The following is a 12,676-nucleotide window of genomic DNA, read 5'->3' as shown; positions in this document are numbered from 1 at the left end:
CCAGCAAAACCTCTGGGAGATTCGACATGACAACGCTGCATTGGGTGGGCTTATTGGCGCTGGCGGTCATCGCCGGGGCGGTGGTGCCGTTTCAAAGTGCGATCAACGCCAACCTCGGGCGCGGCCTCGGCCATCCGCTGTGGGCCACGCTGGCGTCGTTGCTGGTGAGTATCATCGTGTTACTGCCGGTGATTGTGGCGATGCGCTTGCCGTTGCCAAGCCTGGCGTTTATCAGCAAGGCACCGTTGTGGATGTGGGCCGGCGGCGCGTTTGGCGTGTGCTTTATTTCCCTGGCGTTGATGCTGTTGCCCAAGCTCGGCGCCTCGGGGTTTATCGCGCTGGCCATGGCCGGACAGATTCTGGCGTCGCTGGTGCTGGATCACTTTGGCCTGTTCGGTCTGGTGGAGCGCCAACTGACAACGCCCCGTGTGCTGGGGGCGTTGTTGTTGATCGGCGGCGTGGTGTTGATTCAGTTCAGCGCCACACCCGCCCGTGCATTGGCCACTGCAGGCTGATCAGCCCTTGTCGAGGGTACGCAGTTTCTGCGGCAATCCCCACAACAGCAGCGCCGCCGCCAGCAGCGCGCACAGGCCGATCACATACAGCGCCGGGGTGGTGCTGCCGGTGAGGTCCTTGATGCGCCCTACCATCACCGGGCTCTGGGTGCCGGCGCTGCGAATCAATTGCGGCGCCCAGAAGTTGAGGCCGTAGGACGCCACCTGAATCAGGAAGTAGATGAAACCGAGCATCAGGAAACCAGGGATGCGGATCGCTGACAGCAGCGAGCCCCCGTGCTGGTTCGGCTCATGCTTGGCGATGCGGCTGACCAGCAAGGTCTTCTCCGCCGGCGTCAGCCACTGGGCGTCTTCTATCGGTGCTCATGGTTTCTCTCCAGCGGGCTGCTCACTGGCGCCCGATTGTTTTTGTTATCTGGTGCGGGGGCTACAGCGTGGCGATGTAGGCCGGCGGCGGATGCAGGTCGCCATTGCGCCCGGCCTTGGCCAACTGGCCGGGCAATTCGTGGCCCAGCAGGGCCGGCAAGCGGCGAGACATGTGCAGCAAATGCGGCAGGTCGATGCCAGTGTGGATCCCGACCTCTTCGCACAGGTTGACCAGATCTTCGGTGCAGATATTGCCCGACGCCCCCGGTGCAAACGGGCAGCCTCCCAACCCGCCGAGCGCCGCGTCAAAGCGACGGGCGCCGGCCTCATAGGCGGCCAGCACATTGCACAAGCCCAGGCCGCGGGTGTTGTGGAAATGCAGGGTCAGGTCACGGGCGGATACGTGCTGCAACACGCGCTTGACCAGGCGCTCAACCTGACGCGGATTGGCCATGCCGGTGGTGTCGGCCAGACTGATGCCCTGGATGCCCAGTTCTAGATAAGCGTCAACGAACTGCAGCACGCGGTCTTCATCAATCTTGCCTTCGAACGGGCAACCGAAGGTGGTGGCGATGCTGCCGTTGAGCCTCACCGGGTAATCGCGGGCAAAACTGACGATGTCATCAAATGCCGCCAACGACGCTTCGCAACGCATGCGCATATTGGCCAGGTTGTGGGTCTGGCTGGCAGACATCACCAGGTTCAGCTCATCGGCGCGGGACGCGATGGCACGCTGCGCGCCCTTGAGGTTGGGGATCAGCGCCACATAGATCACACCCGGCTTGCGCTCGATGCCCTGGAACACCTGCTCGCCATCACGCAATGCCGGGATGGCCTTGGGCGAGACGAACGAACCGGCTTCGATCCGCGAAAAACCGGCCTGGGAAAGCTGATCGATCAAGGCGATCTTGTCGGCCGTTTCGACCCAGGTCGGCTCGATTTGCAAGCCATCGCGCGGGGACACTTCCTGCACGATCAGCGGGTCTGAATAGTCAGTGATCATTGCACCACTCCCAAGGTTTTCAGGCGTTGGATATCGGCGCCAGCCAGCCCCAGGCTGCCGAGAATTTCGTCGGTGTGCTGGCCCAGGGACGGGCCTTGCCAGTTCACGCCGCCAGGGGTTTCCGAGAGTTTGGGCACGATGCCAGGCATCTTCACCGACACACCGCCAGGCAACTCGGCATTGAGCAACATGTCACGCGCCTGGTAGTGCGGGTCGTCGACGATATCCGCGACAGAATAGATGCGGCCGGCGGGTACTTCCGCGGTTTCAAGCGCGCTGAGCACCTGGTCGATGGGCAGGCGGCTGGTCCAGTGGGTGATCGCCGCGTCAAGCAAACCGCTCTTGGCGGCGCGCCCATCGTTGTGGGCAAACTCGGGCGCTTCGGCCAGGTCGGCGCGGCCGATGGTGTGCATCAGGCGCTTGTAGATCGGGTCGCTGTTGCCGGCGATCACCACATAGGCACCGTCGGCCGTCAGGTAGGTGTTGGAGGGCGCAATGCCCGGCAAGGCGCCGCCGCTGCGTTCGCGCACATGGCCGAGCATGTCGTATTCCGGCACCAGGCTTTCCATCAGGTTGAACACGCTTTCGGCCAGCGACACATCGACGATCTGCCCATCGCCCTGCCCGGTCTTGACCCGCAGCAGCGACATCAGCGCGCCAATCACGCCGTGCAGCGAGGCCAGGGAGTCCCCCAGGCTTACGCCGACCCGCGCCGGTGGCGAGTCCGGGTTGCCGGTGGTGTAGCGGATGCCGCCCATGGCCTCGCCGATGGCACCGAAGCCAGGGCGGTCGCGATAGGGGCCGGTCTGGCCATAGCCAGAGATGCGTACCAGCGTCAGCTTGGGGTTGAGGGCGTGCAGCACGTCCCAGCCGAGGCCGAGCTTTTCCAGGCCACCGGGGCGCAGGTTTTCGATCAGCACATCGGCGTCGCCGAGCAATTGCTTGATCAGGTCCACGCCTTCGGATGACTTGAGGTCCAGCGCCAGCGACTTCTTGTTGCGCGATTGCAGGTACCACCACAGCGACGTGCCTTCGTGCAGCTTTCGCCATTTGCGAAGCGGGTCGCCCTGGCCCATGGCTTCGATCTTGATCACCTCGGCGCCAAACTCGGCCATCAGCCGGGCGGCGAACGGCGCGGCAATCAGCGTGCCGATCTCGATCACCTTGATACCGCTCAAGGGAGCCGTCATGGGGTGTACCTCTTGTTCTTGGAATGTGACGCCAAGACTAGAGGCCCGGTGCAAAGGAAATCCAACCGTCAGTTGGCAAGAAGCGTTCGCCAAACGCGAACGCTGTAGTGAGCGGGCTTGCCCCGCGCTGGGTGGCGAAGCCGCCCTAATCGGTCCGCTGCGGCGTGTCAGGTTAACTGGGTGCGTTTGGTTTTGGGGCGGCTTCGCCACCAGCGCGGGGCGAGCCCGCTCACTACACATTGTGCTCTGTAGTGCGCTTACACCGGCATCCTGCGCAGATATTCGAACAGTAACCGGCTCACGGGTGACAACTGCGCCTCGTCGCGCACCACCAGGATCAGGCTGCGATCCGACCAATCGTCCGTCAGCGGTACGGCATGCAAACCCAGCGCGCGGCCAAATAACTCATAGGCCTTTTGTGGCAGGATCCCAATGCCCATGTTGGCCTGGACCATCCGGCACATCGCGTCGAACCCCGGCACATGAATGCGCAGGCGCAGCATCCTGCCCGCCTCGCGCGCGGCGGCGTGGGTGCGCATGTTGATGGAGCTGGCGGCGTGCAGGCCGACGTAATCGCTGTCCAGGGTGTCGGCAAACGCCAGGGCTCTGCGTGCAGCCAACGGGTGATCCGCGGGCATCAGCACCACCAGTTTGTCGTGTCGATAGGTCACGCTGGGCAGGCCTTTCGTGTCGGTGTCGCTGGAGCAGATCCCGAGGTCCGCCACCCCATCCAGCACGCCCTGCACCACGCCCTTGCTGGGGCGTTCTTCGAGGTCGGTCTTCACTTCCGGGTGCAGTTCGGAAAAGTCCCGCAGGTCTTCCGGAAGAAACTGAATGATCGCCGACAGATTGGCCAGCATCCGCACATAACCGCGCACGCCATGGCTGTGTTCGCCCAGCTCCAGGCCCATCTTCTCGACGTTGAACAGCATCTGCCGCGCATGGTGCAGCAGGGTTTCACCGGCCGCCGTCAGGTCCATGCCCTTGGCCCGCCGCACGAACAGGCTGACGCCCAGCACCTGCTCCAACTCCATCAGGCGCTTGCTGGCGGCCGACACGGCAATGGCTTCACGGTTGGCCGCGCGGGTCAGCGTGCCTTCCTCAAATACCGCGACGAACAGCTGCAGCGTGATCAGGTCCAGCCGCCGTACCAGGCTCTTGTGCAACATCAGCGACGCTCGCTGGCCAGCCGGTTGATCTCGGCCTGCTCCACCACCGGCTGCGGCGCGCCGTGGCTGGCCGCCTGCAACATCGCCCGGCCCACCGTCTCGGTACTCACCACCCAGCCCGGTTTCAGCCGCCGCACAAACGACAACAGGGGGCCAAGCACCGAGTAGAAGGATTGGTAAAGCGGCGTCTTCGACCGCACGCCATGCAATGGCTGGATCACCCCCGGCCGAAACAGATACACCGCCTTGAACGGCAGGCGCAGCAAGGCGTTCTCGGTCTTGCCCTTGACCCTCGCCCACATCGACTTGCCCGCCTCGGAACTGTCTGTACCGGCGCCGGACACATAGATAAAGGTCATCTGAGGATTGAGCCGCGCCAAAGTGCTGGCGGCGACCAGGGTGAGGTCGTAGGTGAGGTGGGTGTACCGGGTTTCATTCATGCCCGCCGATGAAACGCCGAGGCAGAAGAAGCACGCATCGAAGCCTTGCAGCAGGTTTTCCAGGGGTTGGAAATCCAGCATGTCGCTGTGCAGCACCTGGTGCAGCTTGCCGTGTTCCTGGGTCAGGGGCGTGCGACCGACGGCGACCACTTCCTGCACGTCGGCGGCCAGCAGGCACTCACGCAGCACGCCCTGGCCGACCATGCCGGTGGCGCCGAATAACAGAACTCTCATGGGTTGGTTCCTTGGTTACAAACGATTAGCCGCACGTTAGAGACAAACACACTAGCAGCTTGTAGCTTACCGCTGAAAAAGGAAAAGCCTGCCTTTGAACAATACCACCACCCTCGCCCTGGCCTGCAGCGCCGCCTTCCTCGCCCAAGTCGGCATCAGCAGCTACCTGCCCGCCGTCCCCGCCATCGCCCGCGCCCTCCCCGCCGCTGAAGACCACGTCGCGCTGGCCCTGGCGATCTACCTCGTCGGCATGGCTTTGCCGATGCTGCTATGGGGCAGCCTGGGCGAACGTTTTGGGCGTAAGCCTGTGCTGTTGACGGCGCTCGCAGTGTACGCCGTGGCGAGTGCAGCGATCCCCTCGGCGTTCAGCATTGAAGCGTTCCTGGCATTGCGGCTGGTACAAGGGCTGGGCGCGGGCGGTGTTTCGGTGATGGCGCGGGTGTTGGTGCGTGACAGCTTCAGCGGTGCATTGCTGGCAAAAGGGTTGTCGTGGCTGGGCATGACTTTCGTGATCGCTTTGGGCATCGGTCAATTCGTTGGGTCGTTGTTGCAGGTGGTCTTCGGCTGGGAGGCGATCTTCTACGGGTTGGCGATTGGCGCGCTCGGGTTGATGCTGGTATTGCAACGGGTGACGTTCCCCGCGCTGGTGAAGGCCGACGCGCCTCTATCCGCCTGGCGCATCTACGCCACGATCGTGCGACATCCGCCGTTTCTGCACGCAGCCTTGGCCGGTGGCCTGGGTTATGGGGTGATCATCGCCTTCAACACCTGTGCACCGTTGATTCTGCAAGGGCGTTTCGAGTGGAGCGCGGCGCAATATGGCTGGCTGGGTTGGCCGATCAGCGCGGCGTATCTGGCGGGGGCATTGATGGTCAACCGCTTCGTGGCTCGCACGGGGCGGGTAAACATGATGGGCTGGGGCGTGGCACTGGTTCTGACGGGAACGGCCGTGATGCTGCTGGGCAGTGTGCTTGCTGGCGGAATCGCTGTCTTGCTGTGGCTGCCTTACTGCGTGGCGGTGCTGGGGCAATCGATGAGTTACCCGATCAGTTTGTCCCTGGCCAACGATGCCTCACCGATAAGCGGCTCCTACGCCATGGCGTTGAGCGGTTTTATGCATCAGTTGATGGCCGCGTTGATCGGCGGCGTGGCGAGCCTGCTGGTGAGTCAGCAGGCTTGGCCGTTGGCGGTTTTGTGTGTGGCATTGGCGGGCGCCGCATCGGTGTGCGTCGCCCGCTGCCGCGCCGATCAGAACGCGCTGCGAAAGATCTCCTCGATCTGACGCTGATCCGCCCGCCGTGGGTTGGTCAGCCCACAGGCATCCTTCAGCGCGTTGGTCGCGAGCAAGGGGATGTCCTGCAACTTGGCGCCCAGCTCGCGCAGTCCGGCCGGGATCTCGACATCATGGGCCAGGCTGCGAATCGCGGCGATGGCGGCCTGGGCGCCCTCTTCGTCGGTGATGCCCTTGATGTCCGCGCCCAACGCTCGGCCTACATCGCTCAGGCGTTTGGCGCTGACGCTGGCGTTGAAGCTTTGCACATGAGGCAGCAACACCGCGTTGCACACGCCGTGGGGCAGGTCGTAGAAACCGCCCAGTTGGTGGGCCATGGCGTGCACAAAACCCAGGGACGCATTGTTGAACGCCATGCCGGCGAGGAACTGCGCGTAGGCCATGTTTTCCCGTGCGGCCTTGTCGCTGCCGTCGCGGACCGCCAGTCGCAGGTTGGCGCTGATCAGTTCGATGGCCTTGATGGCGCAGGCGTCGGTGATCGGTGTGGCGGCGGTCGAAACGTAAGCTTCGATGGCGTGGGTCAGCGCATCCATGCCGGTGGCGGCGGTGAGCCCCTTGGGCATGCCAACCATCAGCGCCGGGTCGTTGACCGACAGCAGCGGCGTGACGTTGCGGTCGACGATGGCCATTTTCACGTGACGGCTTTCGTCGGTGATGATGCAGAAGCGGGTCATCTCGCTGGCGGTGCCGGCGGTGGTATTGATGGCCACCAGCGGCAGTTGCGGCTTGCTCGACTGGTCGACGCCTTCGTAGTCGCCGATGTGCCCGCCGTTGGTGGCGCACAGGGCGATGCCCTTGGCGCAGTCATGGGGCGAACCGCCGCCCAGGGACACAACGAAATCGCAGGCGCTCTGCTGCAGCAGCGCCAGGCCTTTCTCGACGTTTTCCACATTGGGGTTGGGCTTGGCGCCGTCGTAGATCACCGAATCGATGTCCTGCATCGCCAGTTTCTCGGCGATCATGCTCGCGACGCCCGCCTTGGCCAGGCCGACGTCGGTGACGATCAGCGCCTTGCGAAAGCCATAGTTGCGGATGGCGGTCATCGCTTCGTCGAGGCAGTCGGTGCCCATGATGTTGACGGCGGGAATAAAGAAGGTGCTGCTCATGGTCAATCCTCAGAGGCTTTATGCCTACAGCATCAACCTGCGCCAGCCGCCGTATCTTGATCAGGATCAACGCCAACCCGTGATAAAGTCACCGTCCAGCCGATTTCGAGTAGACCCGCCGCAATGAAGGATTTCCAGGATATTGACGCCCACCTTGAAGACTGGAGCGCCCTGCGCGCTGCCCACGACTTCAGCGGGATTCTGATCGGCAACGGCGCAAGCCGCACGATTTGGGAAGACTTTGCCTACGACTCGCTGTTCGAAAACGCCCGCACCGTTGAAGAAAAACCCCTGAGCCAATCCGAGCTCAGCGTGTTCGACGCCTTGCAAACCCGTAGCTTCGAGCAGGCACTGGGCGCGCTGAAGACCACCAGCCGGGTCAACAAGGCCCTGGCGGTCAGCTCGGCGGCACCGCGCAATCGCTACTACGCGATCAAGGAAGCGTTGATCAATACCATCCACGCCGTGCACATTCCGTGGCGCCTGGTGCAACCGTCGACGCTGGCGACGATCAACAGCGAGCTGGCGAATTACTCCACGGTGTTCACCACCAATTACGACCTGCTCAACTACTGGGCGATCCTGCATGCGCCCGGCATCGACGATCTGTTCCGCAGCGCCGACGCCAGCTTCGACCTGCGCAACACCCGCACCGATGCCACGCGCATTTTGTACCTGCACGGCGGCCTGCACCTGGTGCGCAACCTCGACGGTACCGCGCGCAAACTGCCCACCACCGACAGCACGTTGCTCAGCAGTTTCGCGATCAACAACACCATCAAGACCCTCGACGACGTGCCGCTGTTTGTCAGCGAGGGCGCGGTTGCAGAGAAGCTCAAGACCATCCGCAGTTCGGATTATCTGTCGTTCTGTTATGAGCAGTTGCTGAGTCATGAAGGTGCGCTGTGCATCTTTGGCCATGACCTGGGGACGCAGGATCAGCACTTGGTGGACGCGATTCGCCAAGCCAATGTGACGACGCTAGCGATCTCGGTGTCGGGGCGCAGCGATGGGTTTATTCGTCAGCAGAAGCGGCGGTATTCGGAGTTGTTTGAGGGAGCTGGGGTGGCGCTGAAGTTCTTCGCGGCGCGTACGCACCCATTGGGCAATCCAGCGCTGTCAGTGCCTGTCGAACGCTGATCCCCCGAATAACCCATTACCTGTAGGAGTCCGGCTTGCCGGCGATAGCGTTTCTGCGGACGCCATCGCCGGCAAGCCGGGCTCCTACAGAGGATTGCGTCAATCTTCCGAGCTGTGCACCACAACCAGCAATTGCGCCTGCACCGGCCCCACCGAGCGCAACCGATGAGGCTTCTGCGCATTGAAGTGCAGCGCATCGCCGCGCTCCAGAATCACGCGCTCATTCATGAAGTCCACTTCCACCGCCCCTTCATGCACGAACAGAAACTCTTCCCCCAGGTGCTCCTTGAAAGTCTTGTCGGTGAACTCCGCCGGCGGGTAGATGATGAACGGCAGCAAGCTGCGTTCACTGACCTGATGGGCCAGCACCGCGTAACCCGGTGAGGTGTCGGGCCGCTCGTGGCTGCGCACCAGGCTGTAGCTGTCGAGGCTGACGCTGTCTTCACTGAACAACTCTTCGACCTTCACGTTCAGCGCCTTGGCCAGTTTCAGCGCGGCGGCAATCGACGGCGTGTTGAGCCCGCGCTCCACCTTGGACAGGTAACTCTTGGTCATCCCGGACTTTTCGGCCAGGGCTTCCAAGGTGACGCCAAGTTTTTTTCTCAATAATTTCAAACGGATAGACATGCGCTGCGATTAATCCATGCAGTAAGCGATGAGCTGTGCTTGCCAATGACACAAAGTGTCATATAGCATCTTTAGTGTCATTTGCGTTCACCCAACGACCTTGCGAGCAGCGGGAGAGCAGCAAACCCGACGTCCATTGAACCACCCAAAGGACACCGATATGGCCAAGACATTAGCACTCCCGAAAGACCAACTGGTCAAGCAAGCACTGGTCCAGATGCAAAACACCCTGGCGGATAATACGTGGACCGACCGGCAAAGGCTGGCGCTGACCTGTCGCATCCTGTTCGAAAATGGCCACGACTCCGGCCTGGCCGGGCAGATCACCGCGCGCGGGCCGGAACAAGGCACCTATTACACGCAGCAACTGGGCCTGGGTTTTGATGAGATCACCGCCAGCAACCTGTTGCTGGTGAACGAGGATCTCGAAGTACTGGAGGGCCACGGCATCCCCAACCCAGCCAACCGTTTCCATAGCTGGGTGTACCGTGGGCGGCCGGATGTGAATTGCATCATCCACACGCACCCCACGCACATCGCTGCACTGTCGATGCTGGAAGTACCGTTGCAGGTGTCGCATATGGACCTCTGCCCGCTCTACGAAGACTGCGCATTCCTGGAGGCCTGGCCGGGTGTGCCGGTGGGCAATGAGGAAGGCGAAATCATCACCACCGCACTGGGTGACAAACGCGCCATCCTGCTCTCGCACCACGGCCAGTTGTCTACCGGGGCGAGCATCGAGGAAGCCTGCGTGATCGCGCAGTTGATCGAGCGCGCGGCCAAGTTGCAGTTGCTGGCGATGGCGGCCGGCACCATCAAGCCGATCCTGCCGGAGCTGGGGCGCGAGGCCCATGACTGGATCTCCCGGCCCAAGCGCCATGGCGCCGCGTTCAATTACTACGCCCGGCAGAACCTGCGTCAACACGCCGATTGCCTGAACTGACTTGCCCTTTTTCGACCGGAGACCGTCCATGTCCAGCCCAACCATTCACGGCATCATCGGCTACACCATCACCCCGTTCAGCGCCGACGGCCAAGGCATTGACCTCGACGCCCTGGGCCGTTCCATCGACCGCCTGATCGCCAGCGGCGTGCACGCCATCGCGCCGTTGGGCAGCACGGGCGAAGGCGCCTATTTGAGCGATGCCGAGTGGGATGAAGTCAGCGCCTTCAGCCTGGCAAAAATCGCCCGGCGCGTACCGACCATCGTCAGTGTCTCGGACCTGACCACCACCAAAGCCGTGCGTCGCGCCCGTTACGCCGAAGCCAATGGCGCGGACGCGGTGATGGTGCTACCGGCGTCGTACTGGAAACTCAGCGAAGCGGAGATCCTCGCCCACTACGCCGCGATTGGCGACAGCATCGGCGTGCCGATCATGCTCTACAACAACCCGGCCACCAGTGGCACGGACATGTCGGTGGAACTGATCCTGCGCATCGTCAAGCAAGTGCCCAACGTGACCATGGTCAAGGAAAGCACCGGCGATGTGCAGCGTATGCACCAGTTGCATCGCCAGAGCGACGTGCCGTTCTACAACGGTTGCAACCCGTTGGCGCTGGAAGCGTTTGCGGCGGGCGCCAAGGGCTGGTGCACGGCGGCACCGAACCTGATCCCACAGCTCAACCTGGCGTTGTATGAGGCAGTGTTGGCGAATGACCTGACCCAGGCGCGGGAGCTGTTTTACCGCCAGCTGCCGCTACTGGACTTCATCCTCAAGGGTGGGTTGCCCGCGACGATCAAGGCGGGATTACGTTTGACGGGGCTGGAAGCGGGTGATCCTCGGTTGCCAGTGTTCCCACTGGGTGACGCGGGGATCGAACAACTGAAAGCATTACTGCGCTAACCCACGATCCCCTGTGGGAGCGGGCTTGCTCGCGAATGCAGTGTGCCAGTCACCGGATAAATCGACTGACACACCGCTTTCGCGAGCAAGCCCGCACACATTTTTTGCTGTGTACATCCGTAAAAATAGAGACAAATGACAATGGTTCTCGATACCATTCACGACTTTTCCACGTCGTGCTTCGTCAAGAAGGATATCCATGTCTCGTCCCAAGCCCGACCCGTTGTCGGCCGATGCCTTTCGCGGGTTCTATACAGACATCCTGTATTTCCTGCGCAAACGCACGGACAACGCCAACGACGCGGCGGACATGACCCAGGATGTCTTCACTCAGTGGCTGGACTACCGGGATCGGGCCCAGGTCGAGCAGCCACGGGCGTTTCTGTTCCAGATGGCGCGCAACCTGCTGCGTGATCACTGGCGCAAACAGAAGGTACGGCAGACCGTCCACTTTGACCCGGACGAAATGGACGCCGAGCCGGTCACCGACGAGCAAAACGATCCCATGGCCGCCGCGCAACGCTTGCAACGCCTGGAACAGTTGAAAGAAGTCCTCGCCGAACTCTCGCCCCGCAGGCGAGAAGCCCTTATGCTGCACCGCTTCGAAGGCTTGAGCCAGGCACAGATTGCCGAGCGCATGGGCATTTCGACCAGCATGGTGGAAAAGCACATCGCTTTTGCCCTGCTGCATTGCAAGCGACGCCTTCAACACGAACCCGGCATGGAGCAGCCAGAATGAACCGCCTGAGCGACACCGACATCCTGGACATCGAAGAGAGTGACGCCATCGATGCCCAAGCCGCCAGTTGGTTTGCCCGCAACCACAATGACGCAGCAAATGCCGACCGCAAGGCCTTTGCTGCCTGGCAGGCCGAGCCTGCCCATGCCCGCGCGTATGCCGAATTCGAGCAACTGTGGGCGGACCTGGCCCAGTTGCAGCAATTGAACAGACCCGTGGCGCTGCCCCAGCGCAAACCGTCGCTATGGCGCCCTGCCCTGGCCGTGGCCGCCGCCTTGCTGTGTGCGGTATTGGCCACCTCTATCGGCGCTCCCCGTGAGCTGTATCACACGCAAGTGACCGCCCACGCCAAAGGCATGCGCACCTTCAACCTGCCCGATGGCAGCACGCTCTACGTGAACGCCAATACTCGCGTGCGGGTTGATTTCACCGCGCACCAGCGCATCGTGCACCTGGACAAGGGCCAGGTGTACATCGAAGTGGCCGCCGACAAGGAACGGCCGCTGTACGTGCAGGCCGGTGAAGCCAATGTACGCGTGGTCGGCACCGGCTTCGATGTGCGCCGCAGCCAGCAGCAACTGGTGGTCAGCGTCGCCCATGGCCAGGTCGCCTTCGCGCCGGATGCGAAAAGCCCTGTCAGCCTGCTGGGCGCCCGGCAGCGCGCCATCTACCGCTACGCCAACGGCACGTTGCAGCAGCAAACCCTCACCGCTGAAGAAGTCGCCGACTGGCGCAGTGGGCATTTGTCGTTTCGCAACCGCGAACTGGCCAGCCTGATCGACGAGTTGAGCCTGTACCGTCCCCAGGTACCGCTGCAAGTCAGCAACGCCGTGGCGCAGTTGAAGGTTTCGGGCAATCTGGATGTGAATGATCCAGACGCCCTGCTCAATGCCCTGCCCGCCTTGTTGCCGGTGAAAACCGTGGCGTCGGCCGACGGCATTGTGAGAATCGAACCGAGCAAATAACCCCACAAGATTCTCATTTGAGAATATTTTTCATTCGCAGGTGTGGA

At 62.3% G+C, this 12,676-nt stretch carries 13 protein-coding genes and 1 pseudogene; 7 read left to right on the top strand and 7 right to left on the bottom strand.

The window, feature by feature from the left end; genetic code table 11:
• The first annotated feature begins 26 nt into the window (after positions 1–26).
• On the top strand, positions 27–515 hold the full coding sequence (locus BM70_RS0107135; protein ID WP_025855366.1) for a DMT family transporter: 489 nt from the start codon (positions 27–29) through the stop codon (positions 513–515).
• Here BM70_RS0107135 and BM70_RS0107130 read toward each other — a convergent pair.
• From BM70_RS0107130 to BM70_RS0107110, 5 genes and pseudogenes are all read right to left on the bottom strand, one after another.
• Positions 516–872, bottom strand: a pseudogene (locus BM70_RS0107130) (hypothetical protein); the annotation flags it as partial. It abuts the gene before it with no gap.
• 70 nt (positions 873–942) lie between these two features.
• A complete protein-coding gene (locus BM70_RS0107125; protein WP_025855364.1) occupies positions 943–1,884 on the bottom strand; it encodes a hydroxymethylglutaryl-CoA lyase in 942 nt (313 codons plus the stop codon).
• Entirely contained in the window at positions 1,881–3,074 is a 1,194-nt protein-coding gene (locus tag BM70_RS0107120; RefSeq protein ID WP_025855363.1) for a CaiB/BaiF CoA-transferase family protein, read from the bottom strand. Before BM70_RS0107120 ends, BM70_RS0107125 begins: the two co-directional genes overlap by 4 nt.
• Positions 3,075–3,331: 257 nt before the next feature.
• Positions 3,332–4,243, bottom strand: coding sequence for a LysR substrate-binding domain-containing protein (locus tag BM70_RS0107115; RefSeq protein WP_025855362.1), 912 nt, complete (start codon positions 4,241–4,243; stop codon positions 3,332–3,334).
• Entirely contained in the window at positions 4,243–4,917 is a 675-nt protein-coding gene (locus tag BM70_RS0107110; protein WP_025855361.1) for an NAD(P)H-binding protein, read from the bottom strand. Before BM70_RS0107110 ends, BM70_RS0107115 begins: the two co-directional genes overlap by 1 nt.
• 94 nt (positions 4,918–5,011) lie before the next feature.
• On the opposite strand from BM70_RS0107110, the gene BM70_RS0107105 reads away from it, so the two are divergent.
• A complete protein-coding gene (locus BM70_RS0107105) occupies positions 5,012–6,199 on the top strand; it encodes an MFS transporter (protein ID WP_025855360.1) in 1,188 nt (395 codons plus the stop codon).
• Here the strand turns inward: BM70_RS0107105 and yiaY are convergent.
• Entirely contained in the window at positions 6,166–7,314 is a 1,149-nt protein-coding gene (gene yiaY / locus BM70_RS0107100; protein WP_025855359.1) for an L-threonine dehydrogenase, read from the bottom strand. The genes BM70_RS0107105 and yiaY overlap by 34 nt on opposite strands.
• Before the next feature lie 123 nt (positions 7,315–7,437).
• Here yiaY and BM70_RS0107095 point away from each other — a divergent pair, with 123 nt between their 5' ends.
• A complete protein-coding gene (locus BM70_RS0107095) occupies positions 7,438–8,454 on the top strand; it encodes a DUF4917 family protein (RefSeq protein WP_025855358.1) in 1,017 nt (338 codons plus the stop codon).
• A 99-nt stretch (positions 8,455–8,553) separates the two neighbouring features.
• On the opposite strand, the gene BM70_RS0107090 is transcribed toward BM70_RS0107095, so the two are convergent.
• Positions 8,554–9,081, bottom strand: coding sequence for a helix-turn-helix domain-containing protein (locus BM70_RS0107090; RefSeq protein WP_025855357.1), 528 nt, complete (start codon positions 9,079–9,081; stop codon positions 8,554–8,556).
• A 160-nt stretch (positions 9,082–9,241) separates the two neighbouring features.
• Here BM70_RS0107090 and BM70_RS0107085 point away from each other — a divergent pair, with 160 nt between their 5' ends.
• The 4 genes from BM70_RS0107085 to BM70_RS0107070 all read left to right on the top strand — a co-directional run bounded on the left by BM70_RS0107085 (position 9,242) and on the right by BM70_RS0107070 (position 12,629).
• Positions 9,242–10,024: an aldolase gene (locus BM70_RS0107085; protein ID WP_025855356.1), complete on the top strand. Its 783-nt coding sequence runs from the start codon at positions 9,242–9,244 to the stop codon at positions 10,022–10,024.
• Positions 10,025–10,052: 28 nt separating this feature from the next.
• Positions 10,053–10,925: a dihydrodipicolinate synthase family protein gene (locus tag BM70_RS0107080; RefSeq protein ID WP_025855355.1), complete on the top strand. Its 873-nt coding sequence runs from the start codon at positions 10,053–10,055 to the stop codon at positions 10,923–10,925.
• A 199-nt stretch (positions 10,926–11,124) separates the two neighbouring features.
• Positions 11,125–11,664 carry an RNA polymerase sigma factor gene (locus BM70_RS0107075; protein WP_025855354.1) on the top strand — a complete coding sequence of 180 codons (540 nt, stop codon included), beginning with the start codon at positions 11,125–11,127 and terminating at the stop codon, positions 11,662–11,664.
• Positions 11,661–12,629 (top strand): FecR domain-containing protein, encoded by a 969-nt coding sequence (locus BM70_RS0107070; RefSeq protein ID WP_025855353.1) that lies wholly within the window; start codon positions 11,661–11,663, stop codon positions 12,627–12,629. The genes BM70_RS0107075 and BM70_RS0107070 overlap by 4 nt, the downstream gene beginning before the upstream one ends.
• Positions 12,630–12,676 lie beyond the last annotated feature (47 nt).

It is taken from the genome of Pseudomonas sp. CHM02 (genome assembly GCF_000612585.1).
Taxonomy (GTDB): domain Bacteria; phylum Pseudomonadota; class Gammaproteobacteria; order Pseudomonadales; family Pseudomonadaceae; genus Aquipseudomonas.
Note: the sequence above shows the minus strand (reverse complement) of the source record. Positions and strands in the feature narration are given on the sequence as shown.